Source organism: Methylosinus sp. Ce-a6, assembly GCF_009811655.1.
In the GTDB taxonomy this organism is placed as follows: Bacteria; Pseudomonadota; Alphaproteobacteria; order Rhizobiales; family Beijerinckiaceae; genus Methylosinus.
Genome location: NZ_BGJX01000034.1, coordinates 17,859 through 36,751 on the forward strand (window position 1 = coordinate 17,859; position 18,893 = coordinate 36,751).

14 protein-coding genes are annotated in these 18,893 nt (G+C 60.6%); 6 read left to right on the forward strand and 8 right to left on the reverse strand.

From position 1 onward, the window contains the following. Positions 1 to 4: 4 nt before the first annotated feature. The 3 genes from Mspo_RS16395 to Mspo_RS16405 all read left to right on the forward strand — a co-directional run bounded on the left by Mspo_RS16395 (position 5) and on the right by Mspo_RS16405 (position 4,555). A complete protein-coding gene (locus tag Mspo_RS16395) occupies positions 5 to 2,254 on the forward strand; it encodes a Mov34/MPN/PAD-1 family protein (protein ID WP_159731608.1) in 2,250 nt (749 codons plus the stop codon). A 10-nt stretch (positions 2,255 to 2,264) separates the two neighbouring features. Then, the gene (locus Mspo_RS16400) at positions 2,265 to 3,032 is read left to right on the forward strand and encodes a hypothetical protein (protein ID WP_159731610.1); all 768 of its coding nucleotides are present in this window, start codon (positions 2,265 to 2,267) and stop codon (positions 3,030 to 3,032) included. Positions 3,033 to 3,637: 605 nt separating this feature from the next. Further along, positions 3,638 to 4,555, forward strand: a complete 918-nt coding sequence (locus tag Mspo_RS16405) for a DNA cytosine methyltransferase (RefSeq protein ID WP_159731612.1) — start codon at positions 3,638 to 3,640, stop codon at positions 4,553 to 4,555. 357 nt (positions 4,556 to 4,912) lie between these two features. On the opposite strand, the gene Mspo_RS16410 is transcribed toward Mspo_RS16405, so the two are convergent. Further along, the gene (locus Mspo_RS16410) at positions 4,913 to 6,157 is read right to left on the reverse strand and encodes an HNH endonuclease (RefSeq protein ID WP_159731614.1); all 1,245 of its coding nucleotides are present in this window, start codon (positions 6,155 to 6,157) and stop codon (positions 4,913 to 4,915) included. A 244-nt stretch (positions 6,158 to 6,401) separates the two neighbouring features. Further along, complete coding sequence (locus Mspo_RS19635; RefSeq protein WP_201281728.1) at positions 6,402 to 7,130, reverse strand: hypothetical protein; 729 nt, start codon at positions 7,128 to 7,130, stop codon at positions 6,402 to 6,404. Between the two features lie 568 nt (positions 7,131 to 7,698). Between Mspo_RS19635 and Mspo_RS16420 the strand changes: the two genes are divergently transcribed. Then, positions 7,699 to 7,902: a hypothetical protein gene (locus tag Mspo_RS16420; protein WP_159731616.1), complete on the forward strand. Its 204-nt coding sequence runs from the start codon at positions 7,699 to 7,701 to the stop codon at positions 7,900 to 7,902. A 98-nt stretch (positions 7,903 to 8,000) separates the two neighbouring features. Beyond that, on the forward strand, positions 8,001 to 8,204 hold the full coding sequence (locus Mspo_RS16425; RefSeq protein WP_159731618.1) for a hypothetical protein: 204 nt from the start codon (positions 8,001 to 8,003) through the stop codon (positions 8,202 to 8,204). A 7-nt stretch (positions 8,205 to 8,211) separates the two neighbouring features. Here the strand turns inward: Mspo_RS16425 and Mspo_RS16430 are convergent, their stop codons facing one another. Further along, positions 8,212 to 8,463: a hypothetical protein gene (locus Mspo_RS16430; RefSeq protein ID WP_159731620.1), complete on the reverse strand. Its 252-nt coding sequence runs from the start codon at positions 8,461 to 8,463 to the stop codon at positions 8,212 to 8,214. A gap of 149 nt (positions 8,464 to 8,612) precedes the next feature. On the opposite strand from Mspo_RS16430, the gene Mspo_RS16435 reads away from it, so the two are divergent. Then, positions 8,613 to 9,545 (forward strand): S1/P1 nuclease, encoded by a 933-nt coding sequence (locus Mspo_RS16435; protein ID WP_244613509.1) that lies wholly within the window; start codon positions 8,613 to 8,615, stop codon positions 9,543 to 9,545. 114 nt (positions 9,546 to 9,659) lie between these two features. Here Mspo_RS16435 and Mspo_RS16440 read toward each other — a convergent pair whose 3' ends face one another. From Mspo_RS16440 to Mspo_RS16460, 5 genes are all read right to left on the reverse strand, one after another. Beyond that, positions 9,660 to 11,606: a TniQ family protein gene (locus tag Mspo_RS16440; protein ID WP_159731622.1), complete on the reverse strand. Its 1,947-nt coding sequence runs from the start codon at positions 11,604 to 11,606 to the stop codon at positions 9,660 to 9,662. Between the two features lie 5 nt (positions 11,607 to 11,611). Then, on the reverse strand, positions 11,612 to 12,643 hold the full coding sequence (locus Mspo_RS16445; RefSeq protein ID WP_159731624.1) for a TniB family NTP-binding protein: 1,032 nt from the start codon (positions 12,641 to 12,643) through the stop codon (positions 11,612 to 11,614). Continuing rightward, the gene (locus Mspo_RS16450) at positions 12,643 to 14,850 is read right to left on the reverse strand and encodes a DDE-type integrase/transposase/recombinase (protein ID WP_159731626.1); all 2,208 of its coding nucleotides are present in this window, start codon (positions 14,848 to 14,850) and stop codon (positions 12,643 to 12,645) included. The genes Mspo_RS16445 and Mspo_RS16450 overlap by 1 nt, the downstream gene beginning before the upstream one ends. After that, complete coding sequence (locus Mspo_RS16455) at positions 14,847 to 15,560, reverse strand: hypothetical protein (protein ID WP_159731628.1); 714 nt, start codon at positions 15,558 to 15,560, stop codon at positions 14,847 to 14,849. Before Mspo_RS16455 ends, Mspo_RS16450 begins: the two co-directional genes overlap by 4 nt. A gap of 1,735 nt (positions 15,561 to 17,295) precedes the next feature. Further along, a partial coding sequence (locus tag Mspo_RS16460; RefSeq protein ID WP_210252816.1) for a hypothetical protein occupies positions 17,296 to 18,893 on the reverse strand: 1,598 nt, incomplete at its 5' end.

Consider the following 18,893-nt stretch of genomic DNA (forward strand, 5'->3'; position numbering starts at 1 on the left):
GGCAATGGCCGACACCGAGATTCCCGCAGTGATCGCACGCGCCCTGCGCCAGATCAAGGCGCATGAGCGCGTGCAGGACGTGGTCGTGCTCGAAACTTCGGAGAACTCCGTCGCCGTCGAAGTGTATGTCAGCTCCAATCTTCCGAGCCGTTGGCTGGCCGCAGGGACGAGTCCAAACGGCGTCAGGTCGGTCGAGCCGGTCCGGTTCGAATTCACAAACGCGTATCCGGTCATCGCGCCCGATATACGCCTTCGTCAGGACTTTGATCGCAGCCATCCTCACATTCAGCCGGGTTCGTCCGACTCTCTGCCTCAGCCCTGCATCCTCATGGGGTCGCTCGACGAACTGCTGCGTTCCCGCGGGGTCAACGGCCTGCTCGATCAGACCGCGCTTTGGCTCGAGAATGCCTCGATGGTAAATCTGATCGATCCCGAGCAGGGATGGGAGCCCGTCCGTCGCGATCATATCGACGACTACGTGATCGCCGATCTCGAACGTCTCGTCGAACTCCCCGATAGGAAAGGCGGCGCCGTCGCCTTCATGGTCCGATACGCAAGGGACAAATGTGACGGATTTCATGTTCTTGCCACTCGAACGCCGTCGAAGCTAGACGCATCTTTGCCAAGTCGTCTGACTGACGATACGTCTGTCGCGATCGTCGCGTGGTCTGGCGCCAGCGCATCGGGCGGCGCATTCCTAGCGAAGAACTATGAACCCGAGGATGTCACCGACGTCGCATCGCTGATCGCCAAGGCCAAACGCCTCGGGTGCGGCGAATTTCTCAATACCAAGCTCAATCTGCTTTCGAGTCGAATAGCTGGACGGTCCTCTCTGACATCAGTCCCACTGACGATAATTCTCATCGCCCGTCGTCCATGCAATATCATCGGCCAAAATTCGCCGCTCGAGATCTGTCCTTACATCATCGAATTGAATAGCGAAGCGGTCGATCTCAGCGAAAAAAGCTCGGTCCGCGTTAGGCTTGCATCCCATCGAAACACGATATCCCGCAATCTCCTGCTGAGAGCTTCCGGGCTCATCCCAGTCGAGAACCCGAAACCTTGGACGCTCGTAGGCTGCGGAAGCGTCGGATCGAAGATCGCGCTGCACTTGGCGAGATCCGGGATGGCTCCCGACATCGTCGTCGACAAAGCGACCATGTCGCCCCATAACTATGCGCGGCACGCCGTAGCTCCCTCATCTATTTTGGAAGCAACGGACTATTTCTCCAAGGCCGCACTTATCGCCAATACAATCACGTCGCTCGAACAACGAGCTAAGCCGTTTCAAAAGAACATCGCTCTCCGTTTGGCGTCTGCTCCCGAAAAAACGGTTTCGGCGATGCTGCATGGAACGGATCGGATCGTCGTCAACGCCACCGGCTCGATCTCAGTCCGCGAATCGCTCTGCTTGCCGAAAGTAAGACCTTCCAGGGGACGCGTCGTAGAGGCGAACCTCATCGGTGGAGATCGCCTCGCGTTCCTCTCCCTAGAAGGACCGAACGCGAACCCATCGACCATGGATCTCGCAATCGAGGCTCAGAACATTCTGTCGCAGAACGAACTCCATTGGCATCTCGCCTTCGACCCCGCCGTCGAACATGTCGCTATCGGACAAGGTTGCTCGTCCCTGACTTTCCCGATGACGGATGCGCGCCTGTCGGCGTTGACGGCGCCTATGGCGGAACGCCTCATGGAATGGCTGACATCTGGCCCACCGACAGGACATGGCGAAATTTTTATCGGGTTCACGCCCCAGGACGGCATGGGACAAGAGTGGTTCCAGCGTAAGATCGAACCGTGGCTGTCCGTGGATGACGAATCTGGATGCGAAATAAGAATCAGTGCTTCAGCACACCGAAAAATAGAGGCCGCTGTCGCAACCAGCCCTCGCGTCGAGACCGGCGGCGTCCTAATGGGACGATGGTCTGATGTAGCCAATGCCTTTTTCGTGGTCGACGTAATTCCCGCGCCGGCGGACAGCGTCTTTTCCCGCTCCGAATTCCGACTGGGCGTCCAAGGCCTCAGAGGCGCCATCGACGATGTCGTCACGAAAACGCGCGGCGCCATACACGACATCGGCACCTGGCATTCCCATCTCAGCGTTTCCGAGCCTTCCTCGATCGACCGCAAGACTGCCGACATCCTAGCGAAGGAACAGGGCTTCCCGACCCTGATGCTCATTCACGTCCCCGGCGGCTACAGATCGTTGGTCAGGGAAGACGCGGAAGAGCTTTCGGATCGCGAGATATAGAGGAGTTCCTATGACCAAAATCGACCATTACACGTTCAACGCCCGAGTTCTCCCTGCGCTCATCATCGCTGCCCCCATCGCGATGATCCTTTTCACGTGGCTGCCTAACTCGCTATTCGCGGATGACGAAACATGGGTGAAAAGCCTGACAAAGGGGGCCTTTGCGAGCGGCGTCGCAACTGCTGTGGCATTCGCCCTCGCGCAATGGATTCGTAACGCTGGAAAGCGGTTGGAGGACGGTCTCTTACCGAAATGGGATGGACTTCCTTCCGTTTGTTTCCTTCGGCATCGCGATAAGGCCATCGACGCGGTATCGAAGGACAGGTACCATCGGCGACTCGTCGAACTCGGCGCCGTGGCGTCGATGCCGGCCTTGACCGACGAGCTTCGCGATCCGGTTGGATCGGACGCATTTTACATGTCCGCGTCGACTTGGTTGCGGACAAACACTCGCGACGAGAAGAAATTCTCGCTTCTCTACAAGGAGAACGTGAACTACGGGTTCCATCGAAATCTTTTGGCGGGGAAGACGATAGGGCTGGCGCTCTGCGTCGCGGCTGCCTGCTCCAGCGGGTTTGCCTTCTATCTTGGAAAGTCGCCGGTAGCAGAATCCCTCGTGACCGGAATCATCTTCGTCTATCTGAACTCCGCAATTGGCGAGCAGGCTCTATACCGAGTGGCCTGCGAATACGCGAAACGCCTACTGGAGGCGATTGATCAGATCGAACCGAAGAGAACGACGGCGGAGCGGCACGCTGCTCCGATGGCAACAAATTAGACGCCCTCGCTGTCAGATCGATCTACAAAGCCGGCTTCTCGAACACGATCAGATTGCACGACAAGCCGGCAGATCGGCTTACGACGGTTCGTGAGTCGTCTTAGATGCATAGCCGATCGCCCCACAATCTGACACTGCGATAAGCGACGCGGACCACAAGGCGAGATCCTCCCAATCCCAGCGCCCGAGCGGGTTGAGGCGCCCGTCGGCGCGCACGTCGCGCTCCTTCCCGCGCGCGAGACGGCGCGCGAAGGCGTCGAAGTCGGGTTCCATCTTAGCGAAGCGCCCCGACGCGGCGCGCGTCGCGCATTCTGACAAGGAGCGAACAGCGAAAACGAGCGCGGGATCGTCGCCGCTCTCAGCTCGCGAGTTCGAGCGGTATTACGTGCAGACAATGAAACTTCGATCGCATCGTTGAAATAGTTAGCCGGTATCCGACAGATGAGGCTCGTAGTATCCGTGCTTCTGCGTTCGATGACGAAGGTGAGCGCGCGTGCAACTCATTAACCATCAAAAATTTTGAAGTCGTCGATTTTCGACTCGGCGAATCATCTGCGCCGGAGCTACGAGTCGATTCGGTTAGTTGTTCGAATCGGAATCGGTTCATGAGCAAAGAGTTCGCGTACTACAACGAAAACGACGAGCACTCCGCGGAAACCTTGCGGAATCTGATGAAAATGGGACGGATAGCGAATGGCTATGTCGACACGCGGAGCATCGAAAAGGTCAGCGCAAGTGATCTCGTCGGATACTCCCAATGCCACTTCTTTGCGGGAATCGGTGTCTGGTCTCACGCTCTCCGCGAGTCCGGATGGCGAGACGATATGCCGATCTGGACCGGCTCATGCCCCTGCCAGGACCATTCTTCGATCGGTCGGCGGCGCGGAAACGGCGGGGAACGTCATTTGTGGCCAACTTGGTTCAATCTCATCGAAGCCTGTCGACCGTTCGTCATCGTCGGCGAGCAGGTCTCGAACTATCTTACGATCGGACCCGCTTCCGGAAGACGAAAGAAGTCTGTCCGAGTGGCTCATGACCAGGTTGATGCCCACGACGGACGCGCTTGGATCGACGTTGTTTGCGATGACTTGGAAGCAGCACATTACGCCGTCGGGGCGGTCGCTGCCCCGGCTTGCGGTTTTGGCGCCCCGCAGAAGCGGGAAAGGTTGTACTGGTTCGCGGAAGCTGGCTCCGTGGCCGACCCCGCGAGCGACGAAGAACGGTGGGCGCGGGGACGCGGAGCGCGCGGCGCAGGCGCGATTGGAAGACGTGGCGCAACTAAGCAGCCCGAGCCTGTTGGCGGCTACTGGCGCGGAGCGAAATGGGTCCCCTGCGCCGACGGGAAAGTGCGGCCGACTCGACCCGGAGTTCGTCCTCTGGTTGATGGGAGTGCCCCGCGAATGGCACGACGCGGCGCCGAAGAAGAGGATATCGCAGAAATCCTCCGAGGCTATGGCAACGCGCTCGTCGCGCCGCAAGCGATCGAATTCATCCGGGCGATCCTGCCGCGTTACGCCGCGTGAGCACGGCTGAAGGCAAGCCGATCAAGTGCCGGATGATCAAGAAGCGTCTCCAGCAGCCGCAAGCAACCGATCTGCGAGGACGCAATGCGGCGCGACGGTCGTTCCGATCCCGCCGCCGCCTGCGGGCGGGACCGACGCCCGCGCCATCGTCGCGGCGGCCATGGCCAACCTCGGGCAGACGCTTCGCGGACGCCGCATCGAGGGCCGCCGGGCGAAATCGAGAGGCAGAAAAACGCGCCCGTGGCCGCTGGGACGCGGAATGAGACGCCGCTGAGCCGTCGAGCGATGAATGGGAAGGGCCGTCCGGGCGACCGGGCGGCCCTTTCGCATGGAGCCCGCCTTGCCTTCCGTCCCGCTCTATGGGGCCGCGCTGCGACGATGGTAGACCGCCTCGAGGTGTTTGAGAATTCCGGCGAAATGGTCGCGCAACGCATCCACATCGCATGGTCCCAAGCCGACCGTCGTCCAATCCACCCGCTCGAACGCGCCGGCGTCGATCGAGAATTCGGCGCTCCGGTCCTTGCCCGCTTCGAGGTCGTAGGCATAGACGAGTTCGATCGCGTCCGAGGGCGCCGGAGCCTTCGCTATAACTCCCCCGACCTTCAGCGCGCCGAGAATTTCGACGTAGGCCACCAGTTCGCCGGTTCGCGGGATCGACCGCACGACGATCTTGTGCCCGAGATCGATCCGGGGCCCGACGAGCCCGGGAAGTCCGTCGACGAGATGACGGAACGGGGCGCCGTTGGTCTGCGCCCTCGAGATGAAGGCCGTGAGGCCGGTCCAGTCCATCGGAGCCCCGCCGAGCCTGTCGAGCAGGAATATCCATATCGCCGTGACCACGCCGCCGAAGACGGCGCGCGGATGGTAGTCGAGCGTCGCCTTCAAGTGGTCGCCATCCTCGACGACGCCTTCCTGGACCCGGCGTTCCGCCGCCGCCTTGGCGATCTCGGCGCATTTCTCGGCGTCGGCGAGATCCATCTGGGGGAATCGCTTGGCGGCGCGCTTCAGCAGATTGCGGACGACGGTCATGTCGCCGCCGCCGATCGTCACCGCGTGCCCCTCCGGAATTTCACGCACCTCGTAGGTGACCGACCGCATCGAAATGGTCCCGTCGGCACGCACCCAAGCCGTGCGACCGTCGCGCCGCTCCATGACGACGTCCGGACTCGCCTTGCGATCGCGCGGAAGGTTCAGGAGCGTCGGCCACGGGCCGAACGCCTTGGTCAAGGCTTTGTCGGCCAGCTCGCCGAGCTCTCCGTTGCAGCGCTTACAGAGGATGCCCGGCGGCTTCAGTCGCCCGCCCAGCGCGTTCGGGATCACGTGCGCCGCCGAGTCGTTCTCCCGCGTCAGGGTGACGCCGCAGCCTCGGCACTTCGGCTCGGACGCCGGGAGTTCCGGGGACGGCGCAAGCAGTCGTTCCGCCTCGTTCGGCGAAAGCCCCAGCCGCTCGAAAAGCGCGAGGATCCGCGTCTTCCGCTCGTCGACGCCCTTGGTCTTGCCCGCCCGCCTCGCCGCGCGATTCCTTGCCGCGGGCGTTGCGGGTTTGGCGCGACCTGCCGCCGCGGCGATGGCATTCAGGAACTCGGACTGTTTGATCTTCATATTCGAACCTTGAAAAGTGACGTGCGCCGAAGCGGCGCGGATGCCTTCAAAACGCGCCGCGTCGCGGGCGAAGCCCGCGTCCGGACGCTGCGATGTCGTGGAATCCGAAGAACGGCCCGCAACGGGCCGCCTCTTGGCGGATCGCTATGTTATGGTCGGCGCCCCGCCGCAATTCAAGCCCGGCCCCGCGCTGCCGGCCATTCCCGCGCCCGGCGGCGCGGGCGGAACCCGCGGTCGACCGCGGTCAGCCCGCGCCGGCCATGGCCGCCAGGCGACGGACGGTCTCGTCGAGGTCGCACTTCCAAGCTTGCTGAACCCGGAAGAGGAGCGCCGCCGAATTGCGCTCCATCCCGACGAGGACCGCCTCCTCGGGATCGTCGTCGGGCGCGGCGAGTCCGCCCGACGGCGCGCCCGCCGCGCCCAGCCCCAAGGCCGCCGCGACCGCGGCGGCGCCGTCGTCGGTCAGCCGGTGCCGGGCCTCGCCGGACGGGCCGGTGAGGATGTCGACCAGCGCGAGGAGCGGCACCTCGTCGGCGACGCCTTCGCCGTGGCGGTTTGTGCCGACCCGGACCGGAGCTTTGTCCAACGTGCTGTAAAGGCGCCGCCCGAAGGAGCGCAGGGCCCCCTTGACGAAATCGACCGCCCGCTCCCCGACGTCGATCCGCCCGGCCAGCCTGCGGGCCGCCTCCTCGACGGCGAGCGCGGGCTCGCCCGCGCGCCAAGCGCGCCAATAGATCGCGAGCAGCTCCGTCTGGCGGACGTTCAGGGGCCGCAGCGTCAAGGCGCGCCAGATCCTCGTCTGCGGCGCGGTCAGCTTCGGCAAGGCGGGAGGGGCGGCGGGCGGAGGCGCGATCGGAAGCGGAGGTGGAGGTGGAGGTGGAGGCGCCGCCGGCAGAAGGCCCTGCGCGGCCAGCAGGGCGAGGGCGTCGGGGGGCAGCGGGATCCCGTAGACGAGGGCCGGATCGGACGGCATAGGTCGCTCCTTTAAGAGTTCCATTCAAACGTGTAAGAATGAAAATTAAGCTTAGAGGCGCGGATGTCAAGGACCCGTCGCGCCGGCCCGCGCCGTTCCGGGCGGGATCGCGTCGCGCCCGCGCGGGCGCGGCGGCGGATAAAATTCCCGGAAAACAGCCGCCTGCGGGGAGTCCGCGCGGTAGTGGGGCAAAGTAGTCCCCCATGTTTCTCTAGGGATTCCGAGCGATCCGCCACGCGTCGGCGCCGGCTCGGGACACCCAATCATCCAGCACGACCTCGACGGAGCCGTCGAGGTCTACGAAGGAGGTAGGCCATTTGAACGGCGATCATGCGTACGGCTCTCCGGAGTTGCCGCTGGCTAATGCCTCTTGCGGCGGCTTCCGGCTCCGCCGGACGGCGGCGTGCGCCACCTCGACCTTGTCGAATGGACCACGAGCCCGGCCGACGCATCGCCGGCCGGGCTTTTTCTGCATTAACGAAATTTGAGCGATCGATTTAGGCGACCGGCAACCGTTCGTTGCTAAGGGACCGGCGCGCCAATGATTGGCGTTGAACGAGGTATCGACATGTCGGTCGATCCAGACCTCGCGCGCCTCGTCGCGCGAACAATTGAGAACACCGATCGGCTTCTCGAGGACGAAAAAACATCCTGGGACGTCGCCAGGAAGGGCGTCGAGAAGGTTGTTGCCGACCTCGCCATTCGCTACCCACAGCACAGCGACTGGATCGAGAAGCAATTTGCAGAGTGGCGGCGCAAACATGGTCATTGATGGGGAATTTTTCGCAATCATTGAATTTTTCGTTGCACCCCCCCCGTGAACCCTGGTCCGCTCTGTGAAAATAAGGAATCAGTGCCAGGCGGAGACACATGATTCGAAAAAATCCCACGGAATCGTCGAAGCAGTCGCCGGTCGCCGAATTCGATCGCGTATCGGCAATGTTGAGCCTGATCGATTACCTGATAGGCGAGGCCAAGCGGTCAGACCCAATGGTCGAATATTTCCTACAAATGGCTCGACTATCGCTGCTGGAAGAGGAACAGGCACGCGCCGACGTCGAAGGCCGCAATTGACAGTGGATCAGTTGCCGCTTTCCGCCGACTTGTCGGATTGGCCCGTTCGCATCGGCTCCCAAAAATATTGGCCATTCCCGGCAAGCATCAACGCGAGCCCGTCTATCGCGGCGACAACAGTCTGCCCGGAATAATAGAGCGGTCCGCCGACTCGCATCCTGGCCTGCTCACGAATGACCGCCGCACGACACGCCCGGAGCTCCCCGAGGAGCCGATCCTTGTCGACGTAGGCGTCAGATCGGGCGGTCCTGCGGACCATGGCGGCGGCTCCATTGTTCTTTTTTTGTTCTTACGCTATGGAGAGGGGGGAAAGGAAGCCCCTCGGCGATCGCCCGGCGTCGCGCCGGCCGTCATTCGCCCGGCGCAGAGCGACCGCATCGATTGCGGAGCAATTTCAAAGGGATTATCATGATGAAGACATTGCTTCACGCGGCCTCCGCTCTCGCGCTCCTCGCCCTCTCGACCTCCGCCGCGCGCGCCTGGTGGGACATGGGCCATATGACCGTCGCTGCGGTCGCTTATGAGCGACTCACTCCCGCCGCCCGGGCCCGCGCCGCAATGCTCCTGCGGCTCAATCCGAATTTCGATAAATGGGTGCGCGGCGTGCCGGCCGAAGAGCAGGACCGCGCCGCCTTCGTCCATGCGGCGACATGGGCCGACGACATCAAGCGGAGCAGCAACTACCAGCGGGGCTCGATCGCTCAAGACGGCGCCGAGGCGACTGCCAACGTCGGCTATTCCGACCACCTCGTCCACGACTACTGGCACTATGTCGACCTGCCGTTCTCGTCCGATGGCACGCCCGGCGAATCGCCGCAGACGCCGAATGCGCTGACGCAGATCGAGGCGTTTCGGCAGGCCCTCGCCTCCAATTCGGCGAGCGATGACGTTAAATCCTACGATCTCGTGTGGCTGCTTCATCTGGTCGGCGATGTCCACCAGCCGCTGCACGCCACATCGCGCTTCTCCCGCGGGCTCCCGAAGGGCGATCAGGGCGGCAACAAAGAGACGGTGTGCCTCGCGTTCACCTGCGGCTCGAAATTGCACGCGTACTGGGATGGGCTGCTCGGCGACCGCGGCGGCCCGTTGGATGCCGAGGCGCTCGCCGCCACCCTGCCCTCGCCCGATGCGACAGCGGCAGGCATCGAGGATTCGGCGGCCTGGGTGCGCGAGAGTGAGCGGCTCGCGGAGCAGCACGTCTATGTCGGGCCGATTGGCGATGGAGCTGGGCCGTTCGCACTGACCGACGCCTATCAGGCGGACGCCAAGGGGATCGCAGAGCAGCAGGTGGCGCTCGCAGGTGCTCGGCTCGCGCGGTTGATCAACGGGGCATTGCGGTAGCGGTTCGGTGGCCAAGGCGACGTAACCTTGCAAATTTCGGACGTGAGAGCAAATCGTCGAGGCAGGAGGTAGCATCTCAGTGTGGGGCTGCGGTCAGGCCGCGCCGTCGCGACGTCACGCTCCGTATGCGGTTTCAATCTCCGCGCGCGGCCAGACAAAGTACTCCGTAGATTCTTTGTTCATGGGATGAATTCCCATCGAGAGCAGAGTTTTCCGGACCAAAGCGCTGCGAATACGGAAGCGACGCTCAATTTCATGTGTCAAAATATATCTTCGCTTAAACTCGTCCACGCTTCTCGGATCGAACTTCCATTTATCCGCCCCGTTCGTCGAAAGGAAGTTGCACTTTGCAAAATAGGACACGGCGTTTTCCTGCACTCCGAGATAGGCCGCGACCTCGCCAGCGGTGAGCCGAGATTGACCAAGGCGTATATGCAACTCTCCAACTGGCACAGCAGTTTGAAGCGCATGCGCCCCTTCAATGGACAATGTATCGACAAGCGGCCGATCGCCTTCGGTCTTCGATCCTAGGGAAATCTTTAAGCGGCCATCGAATATGGCCGAGAAAATTCTCGCCCAGTCGGCTCGATTTCCGTAAGTTTCCATGACGGCCTCAGAAAGGACTTGGCTCGGCATCCCGTCGCGCGGATCCGCCGCCCTCGCTCGAATCTGATCGACAAAGCGCGTCAGATCCGAACCCGAATAAGCGTCACCCCCTCTCATCGAAAGTTTCGCGACGCCTTCGAGACGCCGGATGAAGCCCGCGGACACGAGGCCATGAACCGCTAAAGCATCCACCCCCAAACGCAGGCGCACGCCCTTGGCCGAAACTGCATCGTTCCAGCTACGCGCGAGAGCGCATATCTCGTCGCGATTGACGAGAACGAAAGATCGGCGACCGATCGTGGTCCTCTTCGAAGACGCGAAGCCTCCTTTGATCCAGCGCGCGATGACTTGCTGGTCGATCCCCAGCTCCAGCGCGATTTGGAACAAGCTAACCTCGCCTCTTTCCGGATTGAACGGAACTCCTTCCTTTGCCGATTCCAGCCGATCGGTCAGAGACGGTTTCCAGCCCCTCTTCCGCACGGTCTCATTCACCGCCCGTTCGATTTCAAGTCGCAAAAGAGGAGACAGGAACGAATCGCTTTTCAGCAACGCCGCCGGACCAAATTGCGCCTGGGGACCCAGAGCGGCGCGCGCCCCCGAGGATCGCGATCGCATCTCTTCGAGGTACCTCTCAAAGCCGTTTGGTCCGATCAGAACCCGACCCGCTTTGCACAATATGTCGGGTGTCATCCAGGAAAATTGATCGACCTTGTTGACCCTCGGGATCTTTCCGAGGCCTTTTCCGAATGAACCCATCGCGATGGTCGAGGCAACGGCGATCACAAACTCAAAGAGATCGCCCAAATCAACTTCGATGTTCGCTGCAAATCCTCCCTTTGCGATTGAACGGGCCTTATCCTTACGAGTCGAATCAGGATGAATCAGGCCGACGACGAAGTCCAACGCCTCGTCATCGTCAATGTCGATTTTGTCTTGCGGAAAGTTGCGAAGGTCGATGCCACACATTTCGCAGAAGGCGCAGCCAAACGTCCAGCGCCATCTAAATTCTGCCGAACAGCTCGGGCAACGCGATAGGAGAATTTCCCGACTTTCGATGCAGAACGACAAGGGACGAATATCCCATAGCGCTCTGTGATGATCTGACGCCTTGAGAGAAGTGGGGGAGACTCGACGCCGATACTGATCGAGGTAGATCGATCGAAGCGGCGTTCCAAAAAACGAGAAGAACGAACCGTCTTTCCTGCCGGGCAACGTCACTGGAGGATAAGTCCGCGCAAGAATCTCCTCGGGCGTCGTCATGAAGAGGCGCGCGAGCTCCGGCGCCTTATGCCTGTGCGCTGTAGGCAAAGACTCCGGCTTGACTGTTTCGATCGTCGCCGCCCGCAGAACCGCCGACATCTTGTCGGCGGCATGGATATCGGCGTTCCGAGCGATGAACCCCAGCAGGGACTCGCCCGGAATCGGCGACCGGGACCAAGCGAAACGCTTCGACACTTCCCTCAACTCCGGCTTCCCGTCGCGTTGATCACGCGCAGGTCGCGCGGTCCATTGATCCACGGATTATGATCATCGGTGTGCTTGAGCGGGATCGCCCACCGCCTTGTCGCGTAGTCGAGATCCTCGAGTTCGACCCTCGACGACTTGCGCTTGATTGCGTTCACGACGGCAACGGCCAAGAGATGAGCGACAGTGCCGATCACGCCTTTGCTCACGTCGTGGAAGCAGGCCAGCCAGTCGCCTTGAAGAAGGCCGGACTCCTGCGGCAAGAGACCGTGTTCAACAATCTTCTTGTCGAGAGCCATGATGTAGCCTGCGAACATTTTTTTCTCTCTAAGGTCGCCGAGATTGAGAGGACTGAGAAGCACAGGCGGCAGACATCGCCCCGCGATCTGCGGGTTGGTATGTGCGTCCACGACGGTACGCGCATCGTCGATCCCCACCAGAACAAGAGGACAGACGCCTTTCAGCGTAATCCATTTCAATGCTTCGGTGACTTTCCAACGCCGCTTGTCCGTGTTCGTCGTGACGAGATGGTGTAATTCGTCGATCACAAGCACTTCCGTATTTGCGTTCTGCAACGCGGTCAGGGCTTGGTACAGAACACGATCAATGCTCGTGTCACGGAACACGTCCCCTTCCCGGGTTGTCGCCCTCTTTTTGTCAAGACGTTTGCTCGCGTCGTCGACAATGGCATCTGGCAATGCATCATGGTCCAGTGCCGCTATGATGTCGATTCCCAGCGACTTGATGGTTGCATTCGACGTGAGTTCGACATGCAGGATCGGATGCCGACCGGCTGCCGGCTTCTCGCGCCTTTGAATACGTTCGCGCCAATCCTTGATGATGGTCGACTTCCCGGACTGGGAAGGCCCAAAGATCGGGAGGATCTTCTGCTGCATCCCAATGCTCTTGCGCCCCGTGGCGCGGAGCGTATCGAGATCCTCCTGCGTCTCCGTGACACGGGGAAAAGGGATACGGAACTTCATGAACTCCGCTTCGACATTCGAGAGAAAACTGGTATTCGTTCCCATTAGTCTTCCTTTCCGGCGTTGACCCAATCGAGATCCTGCAACTGCGAAATTTCCTGAGGCGAAAGCACGTCAGCCGAGGCCGACCGGAACTCGGGCGGCTCCGCAGGCATCGTGTCGGGCGCAAGATCGGCTTTTTCCCTGCGTTTTTTCGCCACGGTGCGCTTCTGCTTTTCAACCGCTTTCCTGCCGCCGCGACGCACGCCGGCAGGCGGCAAACCATCGTCGCGCCGCGTCTTGGCGGCGACCGTGGTCGGAATATTCGCGGGTGGATCCTCCACTTTTCCATTTCCGTGCCACGTTGCCGGCGCGGTCGCCTCGACAACGGCATCTCCCTCCGGCTTCTCCTTTCTGGCCGCAAGAAGCGCGCGTTGACGCGCCAAAGCTTTGCCTTTCAAATCGGGCGACACCGACTCGATCTTTGCCCTCAACGTGCGAATATGCGCGAGGCGCTGCTCCTCGGTAACGAATTCCTTGTCGGCGTTCTTCGCGTACTCCTTCACCATTCGATATTCCCACCGGGAGCCGCACTCGACCGCGAAATTGATGTGCACGTTCTCCAACCATTCGGGACGACGACGACGATGGTTCCACACCATGGCCTTCGAAATATCGGCAGGATTGACGACTACCTTTACGCGCGCCGACATGCTGCCCTGTTTGCGTTTTTTACGTGCCGGAGTGTCTCCCGCCAGATCGCCGAGCAATCTCGTGACGACGTCCCGACCGAAGAATCGCAAGCCGTCCTTTGTGACCACACCTTGATTGGTGAGAGTACAGGTCTCCGACTGTCCGACATGCGCGAGCAACGCCGGCAGGTCATCTACGATTTGTCGTCGCTTCTGGATTTCCCTTTCCCACACGAGCTGCGGCGCCTCGCCGATGCCGCGATGCTTCCGGTACGCGTACCGAACTCGCAGCGTGTAATGGAGCAACTCGTCGAGCTGCCTCATCGTAATGTTCGCTGTTTTGCTCGGGTCGATCCCAAATCGTGACATCAGATGGGGCGGAAATCGTACACTGCCGCCGAGCAGCTTCCTGAAGACAAGAAGGTTGATCGTTCTGAACGCCCGCTCGACGATCGCCTTGTACTCCGGAGTCTTTATCGGCGCCCAATGCACGCTGATCCCCGCGCTCTCGCAGGTCTCTTGAAATGAGGGAGAGACGAACTCCCAACCGCAGTCGACATCGATTTCGTCCGGCTTACCCCAAACCCCCTCCTCGTTGGGCGTCACGATTCGTTCCAGCAAGGCCATGACGCCGTAAAGAGACGGCGGCTCGAAGGTCAGCAGCCACGCTATGATCATCCGCGAGCGAACGTCGATTGCAATGTACAGTGTCGGTCGTCCAAGCGGCAGCATGGACTCCTCGCTCCAGACACACCATCCGTCCACGACGGTCGCATCGATGACGACCGTTTCCAGGATTCTCGATGCCTCCAAGGTTGGAGCGGTTCCGCCGAACGCGAGCTTCGCTCGCCGGGAGCCATATTTCGCGGTCCACGTCGCGCGATTTGCAGCCCGATCGATTCGCGCGCGCACTGTTTCGTACGACGGCAACGGTAATTTGGACCACGTGCCTTTGTATCTCTCTTCACCGAGGCGATTCGCCGTAGCGATCAGGCCGTCGAGCCTCGCGTGCGCTTCGGTCTTGTCGCGCCCCTCCTCCGCCCAATACCAGGCGACGACACGCTCCAGGGCACGCTCTACGAAGGCCGGAAATCTTCCTCGGCGAAGAACCTTTCCAGTCTTCGTTCGGATTGCACCTGTCGGCCGGCGACCCGCCTCTCCTCTATCGTTCACCCATCGTCGAACCGAGCCCGGACTGGGCACGAAAGCAACACCGGCGGACACCGCATCGTCCTTGTGCGCGAGGATGAATCTATGCAGCGCCTTGTCGCTCAGCTTCGAAGGCGCCCTGTCGAACTGCGTCGTATACCAACGACGAGCCTTCTCGATCGGAGACAATGTCTCGTCCGGAGCGAGCATGAACGAATTGTTATCGTGCGGATCGCCGGCCTTCGTTCCACCGACGCGAACCTGCCGCTTCGCGTAAAGGGCAACAAAAGTGTCTTGGGAAAGGAACAGATCCTTTCCGTCCTCCACATCCACGAAGCGCATAAGGTTGTCGCCGACGGCGCCGATGTACCGATGCTCTCCGGACGGCAACTCGACGCGAGCATTCATGGGGATCTTTATACGATTGCTCATTGAACACCTCCATTTCCGAGCACGCGCACCCAAACTGGCGCATCCGCATCGATGCGTCGGTCGAGGTCGATCCCGACGTGCCCATGCACGATCAACGCGTGCAGGATGGCCGTTCCAAGCGACTCACCACCCAATGCTTCCGCCACCCTCTCGAAAGGCGCCGTGTATCTGTCCCTCTCGATGCAGGCGAACGCCCTATCGAGATCGAACCCAGTGAACTTCACGTGGCGGTCGGCTTGTATCGTCCGCGCATTTCGATGCCCGGGCTGGCGCTCGATATCGACCCGCTCGAGAAGAACGAAACTCCATCCGCGCCCGTGATAGACGTCGCGCGCATAGTTGATCTTGTCGTGATAAAGCGGATCACGCTCCTCCTCGTAGACGTCCTTGATTTCGCGGATCTCGACACGTCCGTCGTGGAACTCGACGCATGCGTCGGGGAAATAGACGAGCTTCTGCGAGCCGACCGGGATCTCCAGTCGATGCGGCTGAGCGAGATAATGACGGATCGCCGGATCCGCCTCGCACCGCCAAAAATGAGAGCGTTCGACCTTCGATTCCCACGGCTGCGCGAAGCCGGATTTCGCCGACGAATAACGACCGGTCGCATGTCGTGAGGAACCATTGATGATCGTCCGGATCGGACCTCCGCTCTCCGACCTGACAATGGTCGCTCGATGATTGATGACTTCACTGGATGCGTCACTCATGACTCGACTCCTTGGTTGCTGGAAAGCTAGGGTGAGCTTTCCGAACCACCGCGCACGGAGGTGCGCGGCGGCGAAGTTCTTTCGATCGTTCAGACGATCAGGACTTGGAACGACGCACGCGCGCCTTCTTCCTTCGGAGCGATCCACTCCGTGGCGCACTCGGGTGACGGTGTTTGAATGCGACGTATGCAGTTCGCTCCGCGTTTTCGGCGCCGATCCCGACCCCTTTCAAGGACGCTATCCAGGACTTCGGGTCGTCATCGTCTTCGAGCAGTTCGAGGGGCTCGTTTGCGCGAAATGTTGCTTGGACAGGGTGACTCGAGAATTTGAAACGCATCGCTATTCCTTTCGCGTTGACGCGCGCGTGGTTGGAGACCGACCGCCCGCCATTCGCTGGCTCGCCGGACTTCTTGGGTGCAACCGCGCTCGTGTATTCATCGACCGCCGGCGTGCAAACGCCGGCCATGGTCGTAGTCGAAGGTTAGATTTGCGGCGATCGGACCGCGCTCTTCGGGTCTCGAGCACGCGTATCGTTCGACGCGCAAACCGTCACTTCTGAGTCATGAAGAGGAATGAAGACTTCGTCGGTGGATCAAGCCGGCGTTCGTGTCCTACGACCCTGACGTAGGACTGGAATACGCAACGAACCTGAATGTGACTTGTCTTCCGTTACCTGCTCCCATTCCGACGGGCACACTTGGTCCGTCGTCGCTTTCGATGCGCCCGGGGTGCGGGTGCATGATCCTCAAACCTGGATCAAGCGCGGAGGAGGTCCCTTGGACCATCCGCCGGCGCCTGCCGGTCCGTAGGGCGCGCTTCGGCGCCGGATATGGTCGGTAGGGCTTTCATGGGGCTCTGCATACCCATTCCGGTTGAATCCTGCGTTGCAACGATCGCTTCAATTTTCTCGTTCGTTCAGTTGGCCTCATTGGCTTTCTGCGACCGTTCCCGACAATGAGATGAGCCGTCGTTGTCGACCGAACCGAGTTGGAGCGCCTTCTTCCGAATGAAGGGAGCGACGTTCGCGGAACGGACTTGCGACGCCGCTCTGTGTTCAGCCTCATCGAGAACTGTTCGACCAATTGCGACCAGTGCAGCCCGAACGGCCGTCCGACAAACGTCCTCACCCACTTCATGTCGAATGCGCTGGAGGCGGCCTCGCAGCACGCGGAACTGATCATCGTTCTTCATTTCGGGCCCCTGGAAACAGGCCTACCGCGGACCCGTGTCCGCGGAGATCAATTACGAAAGGTGTTGCGATGCTATTCCGCTCTGGATGGCAGGATCGACTACCATCCGGTTGCGATCCTGCCAGAAATTGAGCTTCTGTGGGGTTCCGGGGAGCAAACACTCCCGAACAGATGCAGATGGAGTTTGCTTTGTATAAGAGCATCGGCGAATACTCACGCTACATGCTGCGACGGGCAATACGAGATCATCGATTGTCTCCTCGACAGAGTTGAGAGACAATCGACGGTAGCGGACACCATTGGCAATCGCGCCGCCCGGAAAATTCATAAGGAAATCAGCCGGCCGCAGCTACTTACGGAAAACACCTGGTCGATCGCTGGAAGCAGCGATGACTGTTAATTGCTTAGCTCAAGGCCGCAGTAATTGTCCAATGCATGAGATGGCGCGTTCTGATTTATTGGCTACGTCCCTTTGACTGCGTCTTAGCGAGATCGTCGACGCCCTATTCGACGTGGCTAGAAATCGATGATCATCGGCGCGGGCTTTATCCGCACGCTACTTTGAGGTTGGTCTTAGCTTGTGCGAGCGCCATTCCCGCCTCGTTTATCAACGGCTGCAATGCCGTTCTTTGCGCTAGGATGTGATCACGAATCTGCGTGAGCGCTTGCGGGCCGTTCGCGAGATCCCGTTCCAAAGCTTGTTTGTTGTCCGCGATCTCGCGATCCAATGCGGCGATGTCACGAGGGTCTACGCCCTTGCTCGGATCGAACCGAAATTTCGTCTCCACGGCTTTGCGCCATGCCATTAGATCACGCGTCAAGACGGGCCCGAAGCCCGGCACTCGCGAGATTTGTTTTTCATTCAGATCCCAAGCCGTCTCGATATTGTAGCTCGCGAGCATCGCCTTGCGCCCGGGGCCAATGCCGGGAATCGTCGCGTCCTCGATCCTTACGCTTTCGAGGTGGCGCCGACGCTGATCGCTCTCTCGCGCCCTTTCCAGTTCCTGATATCGTCGTCGACGGACGTTGGGCAATTCCTGCAATTGTTCACGCGCATGTTCGAGCTGGCGCAAATGCGTGATGAAGCGTTGGTCGCTCGCATCCTGATCCCACCGGCTTTTCAGCGTTCCGTATCGGTCCTCCGCGAGTCTCACTGCGTCTCGATATTTCGCGTCCTCTTGATTTTTAGACAACAGCCCATTCGCCCACGGCCACAATCGCAGCGCGCCGAGAAGCCAAATTATCGTGCCCACAGGAAACGCAAGGCAGAGAACGATGACGAAGGTGAGGTAGCCACCTAAAATCCAGGAGCGGCGACCTCGACGTTGACTTCGTGCCGTCTCGGCTTCCGGCGAGGGAGAGACCGTGCTCCAGTCGGGTAAAGGCGGGGCTGAACCCGGTCGCGCAACAGCGGCGATTCGCGTCCACACCGCCCCCATGTCGACGCCCATCGAAGGGGCGCTACGCACGACGAAGCTGAAAAGAACCGCCCCCGTCGCCGCCTCGAGTCGGCACCAAGGACAGTGGTCGAGACCATCTGCGTAGATATGGGATGGGTTGACGTGGCAGGTCTTCAGTTGCCGCTCGAGGGCGTCCAAAGAAGAAATCCACTCCTTCGCCTCCGGACGAGCGCCTTCGCGCGTTCCGTTAGGCGAGAAGGCGCGCTCGAGAAGCGAAGCGACATCGTGCGATGCTATTCCCATCGACGGCGTATTCGGCGGAGGCTCCATTTGGAAGGCCCCTCGCGCGGCGCCATAAGCAAAACGGAATTCGGCTATCGCCTTTTCGATGCTCATATCGCCTTGGCCGAGAAAACGACCTGCAAATGGATGACGCCCCATGAAGAGAAGATGAAAGATGAGGATCGCCAGCCCAAAATTATCGTGGTTCGGGGTTCTCACCACGCCCCGGAACGGCCGTCCCTGAAGCTCCGGCGGCGTGAAAGTGGGCACGCCCATCTCGCACAGGAATCTGCGCGCCCCGATCGTTACCTGGAAGGAGTCGCAATCGATCAGCCGCACCGTTGCCCTGTCCGAAACACACACGCCCCCATGGTTCACGTCGCCTAGAGCGTCGTCCGAGCATGGCGATTCAATAAAGCGTGGCGGATTCCCATATCTGAAGCGGAGCGCTGATCGGCATC

Coding starts and splice junctions, on each gene's coding strand:
- Mspo_RS16395 (WP_159731608.1), top strand. CDS start 5: ATGGCCGACACCGAGATTCCCGCAGTGATCGCACGCGCCCTGCGCCAG.
- Mspo_RS16400 (WP_159731610.1), top strand. CDS start 2,265: ATGACCAAAATCGACCATTACACGTTCAACGCCCGAGTTCTCCCTGCG.
- Mspo_RS16405 (WP_159731612.1), top strand. CDS start 3,638: ATGAGCAAAGAGTTCGCGTACTACAACGAAAACGACGAGCACTCCGCG.
- Mspo_RS16410 (WP_159731614.1), bottom strand. CDS start 6,157: ATGAAGATCAAACAGTCCGAGTTCCTGAATGCCATCGCCGCGGCGGCA.
- Mspo_RS19635 (WP_201281728.1), bottom strand. CDS start 7,130: ATGCCGTCCGATCCGGCCCTCGTCTACGGGATCCCGCTGCCCCCCGAC.
- Mspo_RS16420 (WP_159731616.1), top strand. CDS start 7,699: ATGTCGGTCGATCCAGACCTCGCGCGCCTCGTCGCGCGAACAATTGAG.
- Mspo_RS16425 (WP_159731618.1), top strand. CDS start 8,001: ATGATTCGAAAAAATCCCACGGAATCGTCGAAGCAGTCGCCGGTCGCC.
- Mspo_RS16430 (WP_159731620.1), bottom strand. CDS start 8,463: ATGGTCCGCAGGACCGCCCGATCTGACGCCTACGTCGACAAGGATCGG.
- Mspo_RS16435 (WP_244613509.1), top strand. CDS start 8,613: ATGATGAAGACATTGCTTCACGCGGCCTCCGCTCTCGCGCTCCTCGCC.
- Mspo_RS16445 (WP_159731624.1), bottom strand. CDS start 12,643: ATGGGAACGAATACCAGTTTTCTCTCGAATGTCGAAGCGGAGTTCATG.
- Mspo_RS16450 (WP_159731626.1), bottom strand. CDS start 14,850: ATGAGCAATCGTATAAAGATCCCCATGAATGCTCGCGTCGAGTTGCCG.
- Mspo_RS16455 (WP_159731628.1), bottom strand. CDS start 15,560: ATGAGTGACGCATCCAGTGAAGTCATCAATCATCGAGCGACCATTGTC.